This is a genomic window from Anoxybacillus sp. TBDG-1 (assembly GCF_054815885.1).
The window spans coordinates 1-20,574 of the sequence record NZ_JBTZSY010000039.1 but is presented as its reverse complement, the minus strand read 5'-3'; the positions used below and the strand labels follow the sequence as shown (position 1 = coordinate 20,574).

General features: G+C 40.3%; 22 protein-coding genes. 13 read left to right on the top strand and 9 right to left on the bottom strand.

The annotated features are described in order from the left end of the window. Nucleotides 1–140 precede the first annotated feature (140 nt). Nucleotides 141–941 (top strand): recombination regulator RecX, encoded by an 801-nt coding sequence (gene recX, locus ACYQY7_RS11185; protein ID WP_461202087.1) that lies wholly within the window; start codon nucleotides 141–143, stop codon nucleotides 939–941. 6 nt (nucleotides 942–947) lie between these two features. Here the strand turns inward: recX and ACYQY7_RS11180 are convergent, their stop codons facing one another. After that, complete coding sequence (locus ACYQY7_RS11180) at nucleotides 948–1,625, bottom strand: SDR family NAD(P)-dependent oxidoreductase (protein ID WP_461202086.1); 678 nt, start codon at nucleotides 1,623–1,625, stop codon at nucleotides 948–950. 148 nt (nucleotides 1,626–1,773) lie between these two features. Here ACYQY7_RS11180 and ACYQY7_RS11175 point away from each other — a divergent pair, with 148 nt between their 5' ends. Both ACYQY7_RS11175 and ACYQY7_RS11170 read left to right on the top strand, forming a co-directional pair. Then, nucleotides 1,774–3,420 (top strand): L-lactate permease, encoded by a 1,647-nt coding sequence (locus ACYQY7_RS11175; protein WP_461202085.1) that lies wholly within the window; start codon nucleotides 1,774–1,776, stop codon nucleotides 3,418–3,420. A 53-nt stretch (nucleotides 3,421–3,473) separates the two neighbouring features. Then, nucleotides 3,474–3,794: a YfhH family protein gene (locus tag ACYQY7_RS11170; RefSeq protein WP_461202084.1), complete on the top strand. Its 321-nt coding sequence runs from the start codon at nucleotides 3,474–3,476 to the stop codon at nucleotides 3,792–3,794. Between the two features lie 24 nt (nucleotides 3,795–3,818). Here the strand turns inward: ACYQY7_RS11170 and ACYQY7_RS11165 are convergent, their stop codons facing one another. The 3 genes from ACYQY7_RS11165 to ACYQY7_RS11155 form a co-directional block, all read right to left on the bottom strand. After that, nucleotides 3,819–3,983, bottom strand: coding sequence for a YpzG family protein (locus ACYQY7_RS11165; protein ID WP_006322047.1), 165 nt, complete (start codon nucleotides 3,981–3,983; stop codon nucleotides 3,819–3,821). Nucleotide 3,984: 1 nt separating this feature from the next. After that, nucleotides 3,985–4,152 (bottom strand): small, acid-soluble spore protein K, encoded by a 168-nt coding sequence (locus ACYQY7_RS11160; RefSeq protein WP_461202083.1) that lies wholly within the window; start codon nucleotides 4,150–4,152, stop codon nucleotides 3,985–3,987. An 81-nt stretch (nucleotides 4,153–4,233) separates the two neighbouring features. Further along, complete coding sequence (locus ACYQY7_RS11155; protein ID WP_461202082.1) at nucleotides 4,234–5,211, bottom strand: metal-dependent hydrolase; 978 nt, start codon at nucleotides 5,209–5,211, stop codon at nucleotides 4,234–4,236. Nucleotides 5,212–5,266: 55 nt separating this feature from the next. Between ACYQY7_RS11155 and mutY the strand changes: the two genes are divergently transcribed. Beyond that, complete coding sequence (gene mutY, locus ACYQY7_RS11150) at nucleotides 5,267–6,355, top strand: A/G-specific adenine glycosylase (RefSeq protein WP_461202081.1); 1,089 nt, start codon at nucleotides 5,267–5,269, stop codon at nucleotides 6,353–6,355. A 12-nt stretch (nucleotides 6,356–6,367) separates the two neighbouring features. Here the strand turns inward: mutY and ACYQY7_RS11145 are convergent, their stop codons facing one another. After that, nucleotides 6,368–6,592 carry a cytosolic protein gene (locus ACYQY7_RS11145; RefSeq protein ID WP_461202080.1) on the bottom strand — a complete coding sequence of 75 codons (225 nt, stop codon included), beginning with the start codon at nucleotides 6,590–6,592 and terminating at the stop codon, nucleotides 6,368–6,370. Between the two features lie 100 nt (nucleotides 6,593–6,692). Between ACYQY7_RS11145 and ACYQY7_RS11140 the strand changes: the two genes are divergently transcribed. Together ACYQY7_RS11140 and ntdP are read left to right on the top strand one after the other, a co-directional pair. Then, on the top strand, nucleotides 6,693–6,845 hold the full coding sequence (locus ACYQY7_RS11140; protein WP_183249149.1) for a gamma-type small acid-soluble spore protein: 153 nt from the start codon (nucleotides 6,693–6,695) through the stop codon (nucleotides 6,843–6,845). A gap of 102 nt (nucleotides 6,846–6,947) precedes the next feature. Continuing rightward, nucleotides 6,948–7,478, top strand: a complete 531-nt coding sequence (gene ntdP / locus ACYQY7_RS11135) for a nucleoside tri-diphosphate phosphatase (protein ID WP_461202079.1) — start codon at nucleotides 6,948–6,950, stop codon at nucleotides 7,476–7,478. 32 nt (nucleotides 7,479–7,510) lie between these two features. On the opposite strand, the gene ACYQY7_RS11130 is transcribed toward ntdP, so the two are convergent. The 3 genes from ACYQY7_RS11130 to ACYQY7_RS11120 form a co-directional block, all read right to left on the bottom strand. Beyond that, a complete protein-coding gene (locus ACYQY7_RS11130; protein WP_461202078.1) occupies nucleotides 7,511–8,584 on the bottom strand; it encodes an FUSC family protein in 1,074 nt (357 codons plus the stop codon). Nucleotides 8,585–8,722: 138 nt separating this feature from the next. Further along, nucleotides 8,723–13,192 (bottom strand): glutamate synthase-related protein, encoded by a 4,470-nt coding sequence (locus ACYQY7_RS11125; protein ID WP_461202077.1) that lies wholly within the window; start codon nucleotides 13,190–13,192, stop codon nucleotides 8,723–8,725. A 264-nt stretch (nucleotides 13,193–13,456) separates the two neighbouring features. Next, complete coding sequence (locus ACYQY7_RS11120) at nucleotides 13,457–14,752, bottom strand: glutamate-1-semialdehyde 2,1-aminomutase (protein WP_461202076.1); 1,296 nt, start codon at nucleotides 14,750–14,752, stop codon at nucleotides 13,457–13,459. 133 nt (nucleotides 14,753–14,885) lie between these two features. Between ACYQY7_RS11120 and ACYQY7_RS11115 the strand changes: the two genes are divergently transcribed. The 6 genes from ACYQY7_RS11115 to perR all read left to right on the top strand — a co-directional run bounded on the left by ACYQY7_RS11115 (nucleotide 14,886) and on the right by perR (nucleotide 18,994). Then, nucleotides 14,886–15,881, top strand: a complete 996-nt coding sequence (locus ACYQY7_RS11115; RefSeq protein WP_461202075.1) for an ABC transporter ATP-binding protein — start codon at nucleotides 14,886–14,888, stop codon at nucleotides 15,879–15,881. Then, nucleotides 15,874–16,665, top strand: a complete 792-nt coding sequence (locus ACYQY7_RS11110) for an ABC transporter permease (protein WP_461202074.1) — start codon at nucleotides 15,874–15,876, stop codon at nucleotides 16,663–16,665. The genes ACYQY7_RS11115 and ACYQY7_RS11110 overlap by 8 nt, the downstream gene beginning before the upstream one ends. A gap of 4 nt (nucleotides 16,666–16,669) precedes the next feature. After that, on the top strand, nucleotides 16,670–17,455 hold the full coding sequence (locus ACYQY7_RS11105) for an ABC transporter permease (RefSeq protein WP_461202073.1): 786 nt from the start codon (nucleotides 16,670–16,672) through the stop codon (nucleotides 17,453–17,455). Between the two features lie 42 nt (nucleotides 17,456–17,497). Next, nucleotides 17,498–17,896, top strand: a complete 399-nt coding sequence (locus ACYQY7_RS11100; RefSeq protein ID WP_461202072.1) for an ion channel — start codon at nucleotides 17,498–17,500, stop codon at nucleotides 17,894–17,896. A gap of 10 nt (nucleotides 17,897–17,906) precedes the next feature. Continuing rightward, nucleotides 17,907–18,368, top strand: coding sequence for a thioredoxin-dependent thiol peroxidase (gene bcp / locus ACYQY7_RS11095; RefSeq protein ID WP_461202071.1), 462 nt, complete (start codon nucleotides 17,907–17,909; stop codon nucleotides 18,366–18,368). Nucleotides 18,369–18,550: 182 nt separating this feature from the next. Then, complete coding sequence (gene perR, locus ACYQY7_RS11090; protein WP_032101066.1) at nucleotides 18,551–18,994, top strand: peroxide-responsive transcriptional repressor PerR; 444 nt, start codon at nucleotides 18,551–18,553, stop codon at nucleotides 18,992–18,994. A 23-nt stretch (nucleotides 18,995–19,017) separates the two neighbouring features. On the opposite strand, the gene ACYQY7_RS11085 is transcribed toward perR, so the two are convergent. Further along, the gene (locus ACYQY7_RS11085) at nucleotides 19,018–19,380 is read right to left on the bottom strand and encodes a YgzB family protein (RefSeq protein ID WP_461202070.1); all 363 of its coding nucleotides are present in this window, start codon (nucleotides 19,378–19,380) and stop codon (nucleotides 19,018–19,020) included. Nucleotides 19,381–19,500: 120 nt separating this feature from the next. Here ACYQY7_RS11085 and ACYQY7_RS11080 point away from each other — a divergent pair, with 120 nt between their 5' ends. Further along, nucleotides 19,501–20,379 (top strand): nucleotidyltransferase-like protein, encoded by an 879-nt coding sequence (locus ACYQY7_RS11080; protein ID WP_461202069.1) that lies wholly within the window; start codon nucleotides 19,501–19,503, stop codon nucleotides 20,377–20,379. Nucleotides 20,380–20,574: the final 195 nt, after the last annotated feature.

The window sequence follows — 20,574 nt, the reverse complement described above, 5'->3', positions numbered from 1 at the left end:
CTTAAGTATTGCCTTTTTTCGGATCATCGGACAATCAAATTTCCAATTTCGATGATGTTTCACCTTGACATATTACCGCAGGACTTTCCTTATATTATGCGTTGTTTAAAGAGAAAAAGAAAGAAAAGGTGTGTTCAACGATGCGAATTGAAAAAATTGAAGTAGATAAAAAAAATGTAGAACGTTTTTACGTCCATCTTGTCAAAGAAGATGGAGAGAAACAACTCTTTTCTGTTGATCAAGACGTATTGATTGAGTATCGGCTGAAAAAGGGAATGATAGTAACAGAAAAGCAATGGATGGAAATGATAAAAAAAGATGACGAAACACAAGCATATAAGATGGCGATTCGTTTTTTAGCTTACCGTATGCGTTCGAAACAAGAAGTTATGGATCATTTGAAAAAAAAAGGATTAGATCATAGGACGATCGAACAAGTAATTGGGAAGCTACAAAATGAGCGATATATAGACGATGAACAATTTGCCCATGCGTACGTACAAACGCAAGTGAACACAACGATGAAAGGCCCCTATATTATTTATAAAGAGCTAATGGATAAAGGAGTAAGTGAGGAAACAATCGCAAGGGCGATGGAACGTTATACGGAGGATATGCAACGAGATAAAGCGATCAAATGGATTGAAAAAATAAATAAGCAATCGAAAAAAAGATCGTATCAAGAACAAAAAACATACATTGCCCAACTGTTGCATATGAAAGGTTTTCCTTCGCATATTGTTGAAGCGGCAAAACAACATGTGACGGCAAACGATGAAGTGGAATGGGAAGCGCTCATGTATCATGGGGAAAAAGCGCATCGCCGCTACGAAACATATGACCGGTATACGTACGAACGAAAAATGAAGCAAGCATTATACCGAAAAGGTTTTTCACTTTCGTTAATTGAAAAATTTTTAGAAAAGAAAAAGGAGGACTAATTCCTCCTATTCCACAATGATTTCTGCTTGTCTGTTATATTTGTTTATAATTGTTTCAGCTACTTGTTTTGGAGAACGAAGGCGGGAGCGGTCTGGAATATGATCGGAATCGTCCCAAAACGGTGTATTCATCCCACCCATATATACAGCGGTAACAGCGACGTTTGTTTCCGCCAGCTCTTTCACAAGACTTTCACTAAAACCGCGCACAGCAAATTTACTTGCGACATATACACTTTCGTTTACTTTACCGCGCAAACCAGCTGTTGAAATAATGTTCATGATATTGGCTTCAGGTAACGTTTTGAAATATGGAAGAAACGCTTTTGTCATATATATCGTACCTTTGACGTTAATATTAATCATTTCGTGAATATGTTGCTCCGTCATTTGTTCAATTGCACCGAAATGGCCGATGCCTGCATTGTTAATAAGCATCGTAATGTTGTATGTATGACAAAGTGCTTCAGCTGTTTGGTGCACTTGTTCATAATTTGTAATATCAAGTGGGAAAGCGACTGCCTTTCCTTTACATGATTCAATTTGTTGTTGAACAGATTGTAATGGTGCTTTTCTTCTCCCGACTAAAATGATTTTGTACCCCTTTTGTGCGTATAAAAGCGCCAGTTCTTTTCCCAGCCCTGTCCCAGCTCCTGTAATAACGATACTTTCCACTATTTTCATCCTCCTGTATGTGATATATTTACAAAAACAAGGAAAACGTATACATAAACAGTTGTCAAGAAGTAGTCAAATGTTATTGTGAATATATGCACAAATATGTAGTATAATGTCTTATGTCATTATATTACAAAAAAGAAAGGGGAACAATATGAGCTTTTTACAAGTGGTCACAGCTTCTACACCGGTATTAGCTGTCTTTCTTTTTCTCGTTTTACTGCGTCTCCCAGCGGCAAAAGCGATGCCGATTAGTTTTTTAATTACTGTTGTTTTATCGTTGTTTGTTTGGAAAATGCCCGGCATTCAAGTGGCAGCTGCCACAATCGAAGGAGTCATTGTAGCAATCTCAATTTTATGGATTATTTTTGGTGCAATTTTATTGTTAAACACGTTGACAAAAAGTGGAGCGATGGATACGATCCGAAGTGGATTTTTAGGTATTACGCGTGACCGCCGTGTGCAAGTTATCATTATTGCATGGTTGTTTGGTGCTTTTATTGAAGGTGCAGCAGGGTTTGGAACGCCTGCAGCGATCGGTGCTCCGCTTCTTGTCGCCTTAGGTTTTCCGCCGCTTGCAGCGGTTGTTGTTGCCCTCGTTGCCGATAGTAGCCCTGTTTCGTTTGGAGCCGTCGGCACACCGATTATTGTCGGGGTTGATCAAGGACTTCGTGAAGGAAACTCTGTTGCTGAACGAGTGCAACATGTCATCGGAACAGCGGATTTATCATCATTTCTTCAAACATTAGCTAAACAAGCGGTGTCGTTTGATATTATTATCGGTACGTTTATCCCGCTTATTTTAGTACTTATTTTAACGCGCTTTTTTGGTGAAAATCGTTCGTGGAAAGAAGGATTGGAAATTTGGAAATTTGCCTTATTTGCAGGGCTTAGTTTTACCGTTCCTGCGTTTCTCGTTGCTTCTTTTCTCGGACCAGAGTTTCCATCGATGATTGGTGGACTAATCGGTTTAGCGATCGTCGTCCCAGCGGCGAAAAAAGGATTTTTATTACCGAAAGAGCCGTGGGATTTTAAGAAAACAGGTGCACATGAACAAGTAACGAACGTGCAAAAAAGCGACATGCCGCTTTTACTTGCATGGATGCCGTATATTTTAGTTGCGCTTATTTTAGTGTTGACTCGCCTTCAAAACTTACCGTTAAAAGCATGGCTTCGTTCCGTAAAACTACAGTTTAACAACATTTTAGGAACGAACATTAGCACATCGATTGAACCGTTATATTTACCGGGAACGATTTTTCTTGTCGTCATTCTCATTACAGTGTTTATGCATAAAATGAAGCGCGAAGATGTGGCGGCAACAATAAAAGAATCGTTATATACACTCATCGGTAGCGCCATTGCGCTCGGAACGGCGGTGCCAATGGTTCGAATTTTCATTAACTCCGGTATAAATGACGCAGGGCTTGCAAGTATGCCGATTGAGCTAGCGTCGATGGTCGCAGGGGCGGTTGGTGCGGCTTGGCCGTTGGCTGCCCCTTTAATCGGGGCGCTCGGTTCATTTATTTCAGGTAGTGCAACGTTTAGTAACATGATGTTTTCGTTATTTCAATTTAGCATTGCTGATCAAATCCAAGTGCCTCATCATATCGTTATCGCTGGACAAATGTTAGGGGCGAATGCAGGGAATATGGTTTGTGTATTAAACGTTGTCGCGGCAGCTTCCGTCGTCGGTTTAGCAGGAAAAGAAGGAACAATCATTCGTATGACGCTCATTCCGATGTTTTATTACGTATTGATGACCGGAATTTTTAGCCTTATTTTGATCTATGTATTTTAAGCTTCACTTATGGTACGATGAACATGAAGCTGTCATAAAGTGGAGTGAGAGGAATGGAACAAAAACGATATAGTGAAATGAGCGAATGGGAATTAAAACAAGAGATCGCCACGTTAATGGAAAAAGCCCGAAAAGCGGAGCAGATGGGAATGATGAACGAATACGCAGTATATGAACGGAAAATTGCGATGGCGAAAGCGTATTTGTTGAATCCAAATGATTTTCAACCAGGGCAATTTTATGAAATTGAAGGGGATCCGCAGTCGTTATTTAAACTTCAATATATGAACGGTGTGTTCGCATGGGGCTATCGTTTAAACGATCCAAACACAGAAGTCGCGCTACCGATTTCATTGTTAAAAAAAAGAGGTTGACATGCTCGTCAACCTCTTTTCATTTTAAATTTTCCGTTTGCTTACTTCAGAATGTAAAATCATTAAACTTTGCGATTGTTGTGTTTCACCGTTTACTTGCGCATGGGCGTGTTTCGGGTTTGCCCATGGTTGTGGAAAAGGATCGGAATAACGGTTATCATAAAATTTTTTACGCCAATGTTTCCCCATTTTATTCCTCCTCGATGTCGCCACGTTGACCTGATGCGTGCATGCGTTCTTGAGGGTGCGTATTAATCGTGCCATTTGCACGTTTCGATGCGTATTCCGCTTTTGCGCGTGGCTCACCTTCTAATTTTTCGTTGTTTTGGTTCGGAAAGCCGCGTTCTTTATTGCTCAATGTTAGTCCCCCCAGACGTTCATTTCGTGCTTTCAAAGCACACGTATAGTATTTGTCGAGAGGGATGACTTTACGCCTACTTTAGTTTGGAATAAGTTCTAGTTTTTTGCGCAATTTTTTCTCACTAAAAATCCAGCCTGTATATGAACTGACGATATTGAGGTTGCGATCGAGTTGTACGACCGCAACAAAAGGATAATAATCTTTGCTTCGATATCGTAAGTCAATGAAACGCACTTCATAATGATCGTCATATTCATGAACTTCCCAACGATATACGGGCGAAAACGACAAAAAGGCAGCTAAATTTTCATCTTGTTTTGCTCTTTCAATAACTGGGATATTTGGGATTGGACATTTTTCAAAGATGTCAAGTATATCAATTGTCCCGCTTTGTGCCCGCGCAACGTAAAAATGGGTCGATGTCGTGACAGCCAAATGCCACTCATTCCATTTTATTGTCGGTACGGTAATGATTTGTTCGACATCCGAGAACATTTGTTTTAATTTTCGTTTTATCGCTTGTTGTTGACGATAGCGAATGATATAGTAACCAATGAGCACGATATATACAGCAAGAAATGTATATCCAGCATGATGTCCGTTAAGCCATAAGACGACGCCAGCTAAGTGGACGATAAAAATAAACGGATCGAACGTGTTAATCATGCCGAGGGCGACCCATTTCTTTGAAAAAGGACGTAGCGCTTGCGTACCATACGAGTTAAAAATGTCAACAAATACATGTAAACTAACGGCAATCGATGTCCAAAGCGCCACGTGAAAAAAAGACGTATCATACACATAAAAAAGAACGACACTAATGAGCAACGTCCAAACAAATAAGGCAGGAATAGAGTGAGTGATGCCACGATGGTTGCGAATATATTTGGCGTTATTTTTTAATTTTAAAATCGTGTCGATATCAGGTGCTTGCGAGCCAGCGAGCGTGCCGATGAGCACAGCGTGAGCGAGTGTCGGATCATGAGCGATTGTTGGATTTAGCGTAGCTAATCCACCTAATGCAAACCCCATTAAAACGTGTGTACCAGTATCCAAATAAAAGGCCTCCTTTTTCCGATTGAACTTACTTTTAGTTTACCACCTTGGAGGAATGAACGTGAAAGAAAATTTACAACAAATATTGGCACATTTTCATATTGAGTCATTTCAGCGCGATTTAATTCATTGGTTTCAAGCAGAGAAACGCGATTTGCCGTGGCGTAAAGAAAAAGATCCATACAAAATATGGGTATCAGAAGTCATGTTGCAACAAACGCGTGTTGATACGGTCATCCCTTACTTTTATCAGTTTATCGAAAAATTTCCGACTTTAGACGCGTTAGCTGACGCGGAGGAAGAAGAAGTGCTGAAGGTGTGGGAAGGGCTCGGATATTACTCCCGTATTCGCCATTTACATGCAGCAGTAAAAGAAGTAAAAGAAAAGTACGGTGGATGTGTACCAGCGTCTAAGGAACAATTTTCTTCATTGAAGGGCGTCGGACCATATACAACCGGAGCGGTGTTAAGCATTGCTTACGATATTCCTGAGCCTGCGGTAGATGGAAATGTGATGCGGGTATTATCGCGCATTTTTTATATGACAGACGACATTGCGAAAGGGAGTACAAGAAAAAAGTTTGAACAAATTGTATCCCATATTATTGCCCATGACAATCCGTCTGACTTTAATCAAGCGTTAATGGAACTTGGCGCACTTATTTGTACGCCGAAAAACCCAAGTTGTTTATTATGCCCCGTTCAACGCCATTGTCGTGCGTTTGCAGAAGGGGTAGAAAAACAGCTGCCGATAAAAACGAAAGCGAAAGCGCCGAAGCACGTTGCTTTTCGAGCAATCGTGCTTGTTAACGAAGAAGGGCGTATACTAATTGAAAAGCGACCAAGTAGCGGATTGCTTGCGAATCTCTGGCAGTTTCCAAATGACGAACATGCTCCGACATTAAATGAGCAGGAATTTATAAAAGAAATAAGTGAACGATATCATGTTTTAATTCGCTCGATGGAACGAATCGGTACGTTTGAGCATGTATTTTCCCATATCGTTTGGCATATTGAAGCATATAAAGCAAAGGCACTTCAATTGCAAATCGATGAAAAAATGACCAAATGGGTAACAGCCGATGAACTAAAACAGTATGCTTTTCCAGTCATATATCAAAAAATATGGCAATCGTATGAGTAAAGGCATGCGCCTTTACTCATAAAATACGCGTGTCCCGTTCGTATATGTTGCTTCGTTTCTCTGTAAACCGCCTCTTGCCTCAATTTCTTCAATAATTTCGCGATGCATCGTTTGTCCTTCGCTATTTAAATACGGAGTTACTTGTTGAAGGGCGTGATGAAAAAACGCTAATTCGCTATCTTTCCACTCCCGTTTTGAAATCATTTGCAAGTGTGTTAAATCGCGTCCAATATACATTATTCTCACCTCTTTCATGTAGTTTGGAAAATGGAATAAAAATTATTCATACGGATATTTTTTGAGAAAATGATACAAAGTAATAAGCGTGGAGGTGAGTATTGTGAAACCAAACAAAACAGCAGCAGGAACAAACATTCAACATGTGAAACAACAAAATGCTGGCCAGTATGGAACAGAGTTTTCAACTGAAACAGATGTTCAACATGTGAAACAACAAAACGCAAAATCAGAAGCAAAGAAAAATCAATAACGCGCAAAGGGCATCGGTTTTCGTCCGATGCTCTTTTTCTTCCTCGCTTATTAACGTTATAATAATAGAGAAAAAAGCGTCGAATGAAAGTAGGGAATATGTATGGAGTATCCACAGACAGGGGCGATCATTCAAATTCATAGTTATAAACATGATGGCCATATCCATCGTGCATGGAAAGAAACGGTCGTTTTAAAAGGAAGCGGAGACGAAGTGATCGGTGGCAACGACCGTACACTTGTGACAGAATCAGATGGGAGAACGTGGGTGACGCGTGAGCCGGCCATTTGTTTTTTTTATGGAGAACATTGGTTTAACATTATTGCGATGATTCGTCCAGAGGGTGTGTATTACTATTGCAATATTAGCTCGCCTTACGTTTGGGATGGGGAAGCGCTGAAATATATTGATTATGATTTAGATATTAAAGTATTTCCGAACGGTCAATATGAAATATTAGATCGTGATGAATATGAACGACATCGCAAACAAATGGGCTACCCTGAAATTATTGATAAGATTTTAAAAAATAATATTCAAAAATTAATTCAATGGATTAAAGAAAAAAAGGGACCGTTTGCTCCTGAAGTGGTCGAACATTGGTATAAAAAGTTTATTATGTATGGAAAGTGAAAAAGATGTCCCCACGTTGTTGGGACATCTTTTTACTCTTGTTCTGGGGTAGGGACGACATGTTCTTCTTTATGGTAATGGTGAAAGCTTTCGATGAGTGTGTCTAAATGTTCAAGTTGGTGACTATATTCAATAATTGCCCCGATCAGAGGAAATAGTTGATAATTTTCTTGTTCGGCGCTTTGTTCAACATAATGGTTTAAAAACGAGTGAATTAATCCTTTTTTCCCAGAGCACGCTTCAGTCGCAAATTGTGATTGTGGATCGGATTTTGCTTTTCCAATGAACTTCAGCAATATTTGATCATGGTAATTTAATAAACAGTCAAGTTCGTTTTTTATAGCGTCTTGAAGTTGTGAAGATGTATGTGTCAATTCATTTTCTAAACGATGTAGCAGCTTTAACGTCTCTAAGGCGCGGTTTGTTGCGACAATCATTTGGCGATACAATACGAGTTTGCGCGATTTACTATATTTTTGCTTACGAAAATACGTTCGTTCTTCTTTATAAAGCAAATAAAGCTGATCAAGTTTCATCATATTTTCTTTTAATTTTTCAATGTCTTCTTTCAGCGAATGATGCTCAGATGCATGGCGAACGTTCATACGAATCCATTTCAAAATATGTTCCGTATATTCAACAATTTTTGTATATAGCTTTTTTTCATATTTTGGTGGGAGGAACACTAAATTCACGACAAACGCTGCAAGTACGCCTAGCATGATGGTCGAGAAACGAATAAGTGCAAATTCAATAAAATGCTGCTCTGTATATTCCATAATGGCAATAACTGTAACAAGTGCGACAGAAATAGAAGATTCTAAACGAAGACGAAGAAACAACGCGATAACTAAAATGGCAGTTAACCCGATAATAAACGGATCGTGTCCGAAAATAAGTGTAAAAACGATCGCGAAAATCGCCCCGATGACGTTAGCTTGTATTTGTTCAATTAAAGATAAGTATGAACGGTAAATCGTCGGCTGCATCGCAAATACAGCTGAAATGCCAGCAAAGACAGGAGAAGGCAATTGAAGTAATTTCGCTAAAACTAATGCAAATGTAATCGCAATCCCGGTTTTAAATACACGGGCTCCAAGTCTCATCGTCGCTCAAATTCCTTTCCTTTTTATCATCTTGTTAGAACAACAAACAAATATACATGTTTTTCATCAGTATATCAAGATAAAAGGAAAAAAATTAAAAGAACTGCCCCATTTTTTTGAGGCAGTTCTTTTTGACGTTTATTCCGTCGATACGGATGGATCGGCTTGTTCTTTTTTCGGAATGACTTGGAAAAAGTGTTGCTCTGGTTGTTGCAACAACGGTTGAAGTGTTGCTGCTTCGTCGTGCTGTTCATGTTCAATAAGCAATTGAATATATGTGCCAAGCAGTTCTTTGACGTCCGCTTTTCCTTTTTCGTTCAGCGGTTGAACCGTGACGTTCGCTCCTTTAGCGATTCGACGTTCAAGGGCCGCTTTCGTTAAGCCCATTTTTGGTTGATGACGCAAATAAACGACACCACCTGTCATCCCTGCACAAATCCACGGACCAGGGTCGCCGAGAACAAGCCCGCGTCCGTTTGTCATATATTCAAAGGCAAATCCTTTAATGTTTGCGTTGACGCCGATATTGCCATGTTCCATTTCAGGAATTGGTTTGGTCACTTGACCGCCGATAATCATATCGGCTCCTGATAAGCGAATGCCTGCACGTGCATCGGCATTTCCTTGCACGACTAATAGTCCTTTTTGCGCTCCGTATCCAAATCCTTTTCCGACCGATCCGTTGTAAAACTTGCCGTCTTTTCCTTTTGATTTGAAGACGAAGATACCGCCACCAAATGATGTTTTCCCAACACCATCTTGTGCTCCCCCGTCGACGTGAATATGAATGCCGGTGACGTTATACGCACCGAGCCCGTTGCCAGGTACCGATCCGTCTTTATAGCGTAGGGAAATATTCGGTAGCTTTTTATATGATCCATCTAATCGACCACGTACGCGATGACATGCGACACGGCTACCGAGCACGCGCTGTTCAGCTGTAACAGTTGAAAATTCCCGAGAACGATGCAAGTCCTCAACGTGGTAATCTAAATATTCAGCACCAGCAGCAACAGCGAGTTTTCCTTCTTTTGATGTTGCTGCTACTTCTTTTTGGTACCATTGACCGATGTCTAACGGTTTTAATAACGTCGTTAAATCGAGGCGATCTCGGCCGCGTGTTTGTTCAAGCAAATCAGAGCGACCGACAAGTTGTTGTAAGTTTGTATAACCAAGCGATGCGGTGAGCGCTTTAAGTTCTTCACCGAATGCGGTAAAGAAACGAACTAAGTTTTGTACTGCTTGCTCGAATTGTCTTGGAACGAAGCGACGCAAACCGTGTTCTTTTGCTTGTGCTTCCGATTCAATTTGCGTGGCGATTCCGACATGGCACGTATCTAAATGGCAACCGCGACATGTCGTACAACCGATTGCGATCATCGCTAACGTCCCAAAGCCGACGCGATTAGCACCGAGAAGCATTACTTTCATAACGTCCATCGCACTCTTTATGCCGCCATCTGCCCAAATTTCTACTTGATGGCGCAATCCTGCTTCTAAGAGAGCGTTATGCGCCGCTTTGACGCCAATTTCTACAGGTAAGCCAACGTGTTGAATGGCATGGATGCGTGCTGCTCCTGTACCGCCATCGAAGCCGCTTAGTGTAATAATGTCAGCGCCAGCTTTTGCGATACCGACAGCGATCGTTCCGATATTAGGGACGACGGGTACTTTTACCGCCACTTTTGCCTGGTCGTTTGCTGTTTTTAATTCTGCAATCATTTGGGCTAAGTCTTCAATCGAGTAAATGTCATGGTTGTTTGACGGTGAAATTAAATCAGAGCCGATCGTTGCGTTGCGTGCTTCAGCAATTTTGGCTGTTACTTTTGAGCCAGGCAAATGACCGCCTTCACCTGGTTTTGCTCCTTGCCCAATTTTTATTTCCAGTAAATTAGATGAATTGAGCAGTTCAGCATTGACGCCAAATCGTCCAGAGGCGACTTGTTGACCGCGTGTGCGCGGATATTTGCCGAGCATATCTTTAATTTCACCGCCTTCCCCGTTTAAACTAATCATATTGAGACGGTTGGCTGCTTCGGCATAAGCACGAAACGCAATTTCGTTTTGTGATCCGAATGACATCGAAGCGATCACAAACGGCAAGCTATGTTCACCGACCGAAATGTCGACATGTTCTTTTTTAGCTGGAACATTTGCCTGTTTTAAGTCCGTTAAATGGCGAATAGCTGTCGGTGTTTCGGTTTCAATTTCTGTTAACTTTTCACGATATTGATCGTATGAGCCCGTTTGTGCCACTTCGCCAATCGCTTTCCAAATGCGTGGGAATACGTGAAACGTTTTTCGTAACTTTGCTTGTTCGGTTTCAAAATCTTTTGCTCGTGCGAGCGCATCTTGTTTTAATGCCTCGAAATTTTGGGCAAGCGAATCTGAACCAAAAAAGTTCACGATATTTAATACAACCGCGACTTCTTCATGTAATCCGATAGACGAAAAGAGACGGCTATATCCGCGCAACTCATGAATACCGATCGTTGAAATGACTTTTTCGAGCCCTTTATTTAACGCTTGGAACAAATGAATGGCTGGTCGAGTTGACGAATCAGCAACTGTCGCAAACATCAAATACGGGCTAATGACATTTGCACCAAGTCCGTAAGCAACGATGAAATCATGCAACGAACGAATCGCTCCGGAACGAAGAAGAAGCGAACAATTTCTTCGTAAGTTTGCTTTTGTCAATGCTTGATCAATGGCCGATACGACAAGGAGTGGATCGATCCATAAATGTCCGTTTTGATGCGCTTTCGCGTCGTCAATGATGAGTAACGTTTTTCCATTTTCAACAGCTTCACATGCTTCTTTGCTTAAACGGACGAGAGCCATAGGAATCGTTTCATGTTCAGAAAAAGTTGATGATAGAAAGTACGTTAATTGTTTTTCTTCAAACGCATGAACGAGCTGGTCGTATGACGGCTGTTGCAATACTTCTGCACATTCGTTTCCGAGTTTTCCTTCGATTAAAATAGGTGAAAGAAGCTCAACGGTGTACGGATGTTCTTCGTTTGAGACGATACTTGGTCTTTTTCCAACGACAACGCGAGTAGAAAAATGTTCTGTTTCGCGGTCGCGGTCAATGGCAGGGTTTGTAACAACCGCAACACTTTCTTTTATGAAATCAGCAATATTTTTTCGTTCAGGATCGATCGCTGCGAGTGGAGCATCATGTCCGAGCGAGCGAATAGGTTCTGCGCCTTTTTCTGCCATTTGCTCAAGCAATTGAATATGTTCGCGATCCCAACCGAATGCAGCGTATTGTCCGTTATGCACTTTTGTTGGTTGGGCCATAAGTACGTATGTTTTTAACGTTGGTGTTTGGAGACGTTGGCGCATATTCTCGATGTTTAAACGACTTCGAATACGATTGTATACTTCTTGTTGATAATGTGCGTATTCATAAATATGAATCGTTCCGTCCGCTTGCCATTTTAAGCCGATTTTCTCTCCCGGTGCGAGCGGTTTTGGTTCTCCTGTATATTCGCAAGCTGGAATAATGCCCGGTTCAGAAGCAAATACGTAACGGTGCTCTGTTTCAATTTTCCAAAGTGGACGCAATCCAAGTGCATCGACGCTAAACACTGCCTCATCAGCATGACGCGAAATAATGCCTGCCGGTCCTTGGGCGAAATGTCCCCAAGCTTCGCGAATGTAAGTATATAAATCTTGTAAATGGGCTGGATAATGCTTGATTTCGTTTACAATCGGTGGGAATAAAAAGTCCATTGCTTCAAATAACGTATAGCCGTCGCGATAAATAAGCGTTTCCATCGTTCGGCTTAAGTCTTGCGAATCGCTTCCGCCGTTTGTGAGCGGAACGCCAATCATTGTTGCTTCTTCACGAAGTTTAGCAATCGTGTTAATTTCACCGTTATGACCTAGTACGCTAAACGGTTGAACGCGAAAAAAGTTTGACAGCGTATTCGTTGAATAGCGATTATGACCAAGCGTCATCGTTGATGCGACGAGCGGGCTTGCTAAGTCATGATAGTATTTTGGTAAAATATCTCCAGCACCCATTACTTTATAAATAGCATGGTGATTGCTTAACGAAGCGACATGAATATGCTCATCTTTTTCTATTTCAACAGTCAATTCAAATAACGTTTTAGATAATGTTCCTTTTTGATTTGGTAAAAGGGCAACTTGCCAAAACACCGGTTCTTCACGTAAAGCAATTGGACCGAGCGCTGAAGAAGATGTAACGCGGTCAGATTCGAAAATGAGCGTCAATTGAAATTGAGCAAACAATTGGCGCATACGTGCTTGTTTCTCTTCCACATTCGTTGTTCGTGTAATAAATATATGACCAACGATAAAATCATCGCGATCGACGAGTTGAGGATCAAGATGGGCAGCAGCAAATTTTTCTTTCCAAAGTGCTTTTGGAATGTCAATATGAATGCCGACGCCATCTCCTTCTCCGTTGATGAATCCAGCGCGATGATTCATTGTGACGAGGGCGTTAATACACGTTGTAATGTTTTCTCTTGTCGGAATGCGTCGTTTTTCAACCGCAGCGACAATTCCACAAGCATCGTGTTCATGTTCATAAAAGTGTTGAAATGAAGTTGGATTCCATTGTTGTTTCATAGCATGCGGCTTGCAAGCGACTATCGTTCGCTTCTCGCCTTCGCCACCTCCTACACAAAAACTTTTTTAAAAAATAAAATTTTCTAAATTTTATAGTTTATATTAACATGATCATGACAGAAAATCAATTATTTATTCATGTTTTTGGATACGATATTCAGTTTGTGTAACAAAACGTTCACGGAATTTGTAAGCGTTTTCATTTAATTTGAGCGTAAAAAAACGAGGTGGAACATATGTTCTCACCTCGTTATAATTGTATATTTATTCATTTTTTAAGGATTTAAATGCACGTTCTACCGCTTCAATTGTATATTCAATATCCTCTTCTGTATGAGCTAATGTAATGAACCATGCTTCATATTTTGAAGGAGCAAGGTTGATGCCTTGATGGAGCATGAGCTTGAAAAATTTAGCGAACATCTTCCCATCTGTCCGTTCCGCTTGTTCATAGTTTTCTACTTTTTCTGTCGTGAAGTATACAGTGAGCGCTCCTTTTAGGCGGTTAATCGTAATAGGAATATCGTATGTTTTCGCATGTGTTAAAATGCCAGCCTCTAACATTGCGCCGAGATGATCGAGATGTTCGTACACGCCTTCTTGTTGTAGTACTTCTAAACAGGCAATGCCCGCTAAGATAGAGGCTGGATTGCCGGCCATTGTTCCTGCTTGGTAAGCGGGGCCAAGCGGAGCTACTTGTTCCATAATGTCTTTTCTACCGCCATATGCACCGATTGGTAATCCCCCGCCAATAATTTTTCCGAGTGCAGTTAAGTCTGGTTCGATGCCGAGTAGGTTTTGAGCCCCGCCATACATAAAGCGAAAAGCTGTAATGACTTCATCATAAATGACAAGCGCTCCAGCTGCATGAGCGATGTCGTTAATTGTTTGTAAAAAGCCCGGCTTTGGTTCCACGATACCGAAGTTACCGACGATAGGTTCGACAAGAACGGCAGCGACTTCGCTTCCCCAACGATCCATCGCCTGTTTAAATGCATCGACATCATTAAAAGGAACAGTAATCACTTCTTGTGCAATGCTTTTTGGCACGCCTGCCGAGTCAGGTGTACCTAATGTGGATGGACCAGAGCCGGCAGCAACAAGAACGAGATCGGAATGACCGTGATAGCAACCTGCAAATTTTACAATTTTATCGCGTTCGGTGTATGCGCGTGCGACCCGAATCGTTGTCATGACAGCTTCTGTTCCTGAGTTGACGAAACGCACTTTCTCGAGAGAAGGGATCGCCTCTTTCAACATTTTGGCAAATGTAATTTCATATGGTGTTGGTGTCCCGTATAACACACCATTTTCGGCTGCATGTTGAATTGCTTTTGTAATATGCGGATGAGCATGCCCCGTAATAATAGGACCGTACGCTGCTAAATAATCAATATATTTATTGCCGTCTACATCCCAAAAATATGCCCCTTGTGCTCTTTCCATAACGACAGGTGCACCGCCTCCGACAGCTTTATATGAACGAGAAGGGCTGTTGACGCCACCGACGATATGCTCAAGCGCTTCTTCATATAATTGTTCAGACTTCGTAAAATTCACGCGAAGCCTCCTCCTTTTATGTAAAAATTGTTTCACGATGTTTATTTTATCACATTTATTTGAGCACACCATTTGTTGAGTTTCAACATTTTCGTTACACTAGTAAATAGTGATTTCATAAGAGGTGAGGAACATGTATGCCATTGAAGTAGAAAAACTACGTAAGGAATTTAAGTCATACTCTAGCCGCTCCGGTTTAGCTGGTGCGTTTCGTGATTTGTTTACGAGAAACTATAAAGTCATTCGAGCTGTGGACGATATTTCCTTTACGGTCAAACAAGGAGAAATGGTTGGCTACATTGGGGAAAATGGGGCAGGTAAATCGACGACAATCAAAATGTTAACAGGAATTTTAACGCCGACATCTGGACGAGTCGTTGTGAATGGGATGAATCCGCATAAAGAGCGGGAACGTTTCGTGCAGACGATCGGCGTTGTATTTGGGCAGCGATCACAATTATGGTGGGATATCGCAGTTCAAGAGTCGTTTCGATTGTTAAAAAAAGTATATCGCGTCTCTGATCAAGATTATAACGGGCATATGGATCATGTCATTGAAACGTTAGATATTGGTCCGTTGCTGGATAAACCCGTGCGCAAGCTATCACTTGGACAGCGTATGCGTTGTGAGTTAGCCGCTGCGCTTATTCATAATCCGCCACTTTTATTTTTAGATGAACCAACGATCGGTTTAGACGTGCTTGTGAAGCTAAAAATTCGTCAGTTTTTAAAAGAAATTAATGAAAAGTACAACACGACGATTTTATTAACGACGCACGATATGACAGATATCGAAGCGCTTTGTGAACGCGTCATTATGCTTGATGAAGGGAAAATTATTTACGACGGATCATTGCAACGTTTAAAGCAAAATTGGGGGGAAGGAAAGCAAATTCATTTTCAATTTCGCGATATCGTCTCAAAAGAAGAGCTTATGCTACTTGTTGATGCGACGTGGGAACAAGGGGAAGATCGATATAGTTGGATTGCGCATGTTCGTGCAACGGATATGGCACATGTTATTGGAAAAGTCGTTTCTTCCTATGAATTAAAAGATATTCACATTCGTGAAGTATCGACGGAAGAAATTATTCGCAACATTTATGAAGAAGGGATTCATCATGGCTAAATATATTGAAATGATTCGTATGCGCTTTTTAATGATGTTAGCGTATCGAACGAATTATTATAGCGGCATTTTTATTTATAGCATTAATATCGGAGCGTATTATTTTTTATGGTCTGCCATTTATGGAGGGCAGTCGTCTATTCAAGGAATGACAGTTGAACAAATGACGACATATGTCGCGATCGCTTGGATGGCAAGAGCGTTTTATTTTAATAACATTGATCGTGAAATTGCGATGGAAATTCGCGAAGGAAAAGTGGCGATTGAACTTATTCGTCCGTACAACTATTTAATTATGAAAACGATGCAAGGGCTTGGGGAAGGGATTTTCAGATTACTTTTCTTCTCACTTCCGGGAATGATTATCGTCACATTCGTTTTTTCGCTTCAATTTACAGCAAATGTTCATACGTGGGGATATTTTGCTTTGTCAACAATGTTTAGTTTTATTATTAACTCTCAGCTCAACTTGATAGCTGGGATGGTCACGTTTTTTACGTTAAATGGGGAAGGGTTGCTTCGCGCCAAACGATTTGTTATTGATTTATTTTCAGGGCTTATTTTGCCAATTAGTTTCTATCCCGAGTGGGCGCAACATGTTATGCACTATTTGCCTTTTCAAGCGATTAGTTACATTCCAAGTATGATTTTTACGGAAAGCTTTACAGGGGATGCTGTGATTAAAGGGCTGATGTTTCAAGTGGTTTGGTGCGTCGTATTAATTGTGCCGATTTACGTATTATGGAGAGCGGCCAAACGAAAACTCATCATTCAAGGGGGGTGAACATATGTTTTATATATCAATTTTTTTTCAGTATATGAGTCAATATATAAAAACAAAGTTGCAATATCGTACCGATTTGTTTGTGGAGTTTTTATCTGATTTAATGTTTCAAGGTGTAAATTTAATTTTTATCCTTGTTGTATTTGGACATACGCAATTATTAAACGGGTGGACGCGCGATGAAATTATTTTTATTTACGGTTTCTTTTTAGTTCCGTTCGCCTTGTTCGCCTCATTTTTTAACATTTGGGATTTTAATGAACGATACATTGTACGAGGAGAAATGGATCGTGTATTAACTCGTCCTGTGCATAGTTTATTTCAAATTGTGCTTGAACGTATGGAGCTTGAGTCGCTTCTTGGAGGAATTACCGGTTTAATCGTTATGGGTTATGCTGCATCAAGGTTACATTTAACGTTTCATTGGTATGATGTCGTTTTATTTTTGTTGTTCGTTTTAGGAGGGACGTTCGTTTACGCGGGCATTTTTATTTCATTAGCAAGCATTAGTTTTTGGTCTGATGCACGCAGTTCGATTATGCCGATGATGTATAATATAGGAAACTACGGAAGATACCCTGTCGATATTTACAATCGTGTTATCCGCTACATTTTGACATGGATTTTGCCGTTTGCATTCGTTGGTGTATATCCAGCGGCGTACTTTTTGCGTAAAACGGAATGGTACACGTATTCGTTTTTGACGCCGATGATGGGTGTTATATGTTTTACTTTATCGTTGCTGTTATGGAACGCGGGTGTCAAACGTTATCGAGGTGCCGGGAATTAAATAAAACATCCCCTCGTATATATGAGGACAGGAGGGGATGTTGTGACGTATGTATTTATTGGCATCATTGCTTTTATTATATGTATGAGCGTTCGTTCCTTTTGGCAAGCGAAACGCTCAGCCATTTCAATAAAAAACTTTATCGCTATTTTATTTGTTTATTCAACGACAATAATCGGTTTTGCGCTTGTGTATACAATTTTGCATATAAATGGACATGTTGTTATGATGGAAAATGGGAAGACTATAGTCGCTTCTAACTTTTTTCAATATGCCGAAACAAGTTTATATTTTAGTGCAGTGACATTGCTTTCCGTTGGCTATGGCGATATTGTCCCGATTGGAATCGGTCGGTGGATTGCGATGGTTGAAGCGCTGCTTGGCTATGCGCTACCTGCTGCTTTTGTTGTTCGAACGGTGATGGACGTAGAAAAAAGATAGGAGGAGAAACATGGAAGCGCCTAATTTTACATTACCAGCGAGTAATGGGGAAAACGTCACATTGTCGCAATTTCGTGGAAAGTATGTTGTATTATATTTTTACCCGAAAGACATGACGCCAGGATGTACGACAGAAGCTTGTGAGTTTCGTGATCATTATGAAGTATTTGAGGAACTTGGAGCGGTTGTAATCGGTATTAGCCCTGACTCAATTGGTAGGCATAAAAAATTTATTGAAAAACATCGTTTGCCGTTTTTACTTCTTGCTGATGAAAAACAAGATGTCGCAAAAGCATATGGAGTATGGAAGTTAAAGAAAAACTTTGGTAAAGAGTATATGGGGATTGAGCGTTCGACGTTTTTGGTTGATCCAAACGGTCAAATTGTACAAGAGTGGAGAAAAGTGAAAGTAAATGGGCATGTTGAAGAGGTGTTAAACGTTTTAAAAGGGGCGGTTGGCTCAAACAAATAATAAAATTGTTGCGTACGATATAGTAAGCACACACCTCCTCAAATATGTACGCGGCGATTGTTCAACGATCGCCCTTTTTTCTTCCCTAAAAATCCAATTGACAAATGGTTTCATTTTTTTGTACACTATTTATAAAAATTATAAATTAATAATTATAATTTTTATAAATGAAAGTGAGGTGCATGACGGTGACGCACGCACATCAATTAAAAGAAGCGCTTCACACATTGAAAGAAACCGGCGTCCGTATTACACCGCAACGTCATGCGATACTCGAATATTTGATTCAGTCAATGTCCCATCCAACAGCGGATGAAATTTATAAAGCTTTGGAAGGAAAATTTCCAAATATGAGTGTCGCAACTGTGTATAACAATTTGCGTGTGTTTAAAGAAGTCGGTCTTGTTAAAGAATTAACGTATGGTGATGCGTCTAGTCGTTTTGACTTTGTTACGACACATCATTATCACGTCATTTGCGAAGCGTGTGGAAAAATTGTTGATTTCCATTATCCTGGTTTAGACGAAGTAGAAGATTTAGCGGCACATGTGACAGGATTTAAAGTAAGTCATCATCGGATGGAGATTTACGGAACGTGTCCAGACTGTCAAAAAGGACATCATTAAAAAAGCTGGTAGCATTGATGCTATCAGCTTTTTTTGTTTCTTTTTTTTCGATTATATTTTTCATCAAATTCTTTTCCTTCAAGTGTCGGATCCAGTGTCAGAGGTTCGTTGCAATACATACATACATCGACTCGACCGAGCATTTTTGTTACTTTGTTGCATGAAGGGCAAACGACTTGTACCGTTTTTGTTGACAACATACCAATCCAAAAATAAACAACTGTACTTGCGATAATAAACAACAGACCTAAAATCATGAATATTGTCATAACGATAGGGGATGTACGAAAAAATATGCCCCCATACATGACAAAAAATCCAATGAAAATTAAACTTAGCGCAAACGTACGAATTTTGTTGATCTTGCTTGAATATTTTACACCCACGTTATTCCCTCCTATGCATAACTATATCATAAGTTTTGAATGATAAGCATTAACAAAGCAGGAGTTTTTTTAAAATTGTCGAATATCGTCAAACAATGTTGAAAAGTGGAGGAGTCGGTTATGGAAGATGTGTTGCGTCCAATTTACCAAGAGCGAGCTAGTCAGTCACGCACCCTCGGTATTCTAATGGTTGAAAGAGGGTCGGATTACTCTCCAGAGACGGATTTATTTGATGTTGTTTTATTTGTTATTGTTCGAGAGGGGGAGGAGATGGTTTTTATTAAACATTATGCCTTCGGAGAAAAAAGTGCATCATTGTACGTTGTAGACGAACGTCAAGTGAAAGAATGGGTGTTGCTCGGTTCTAACCGGAAAGTAATAAATTGGCTGTTGAATGGGAAAGTTTTGTTCGAGCGCAATGAATATATCGAACAATTGCGCCAACGTCTATTGCAGTTTCCTGAAGAGGAAAGAAAGGTAAAGATGGGGATAGAATTTGCTAGATTGGTGCGACGCTACATCGAGGGCAGGAGTTTTTTTGAAAAAGATCAATGGCTTGATGCATACAACCATGTGTTGCATGCCCTCCATCATTTAGCTCGGCTATCCATTATCGAAAATGGCTTTTATCCCGAAGTGACTATATGGAATCAGGTAAAGCAGATTGAGCCACAAATTTATAAATTATATGCGGAGCTAGTTGGGAGTGAGGAGCCACTTGATAAGCGATTGCAATTGCTATTTCTAGCAAGTGATTTTTTCATTCATTCGAAACTTAAACAAGGAGCAAGTCATCTAATGCATGTGCTTGAAAAAAAAGAAACATCATGGTCTATGGCGGAGTTGTTAAGTGAAAAAGAGTTGACAGTGTATGGTGTTGATTTAGAGATTTTGCTTGAGTTTCTCGTTGAAAAACATATGCTTTCTGTTCAAAAAATCGCAACGAAAGGGAAAGGGATTTTTCATAGACATTACATAGTTGAAAAAAATAATAAATAAAAGTATTGACGTTTAAAAATGTTCGTGATATATTTTTAATCGTCGCTATCGGAGATGTGGCGGCGGTTAAAAAACAAAACTCATTATTGACATCGAAACGCCGATGTGATAGTATGAAAAAGTCGCTCAGAGAGCGACGGAGATGTTCCTTGAAAACTGAACGAAGCGAAAAGCGTATGAAAGCTAAGGATAACT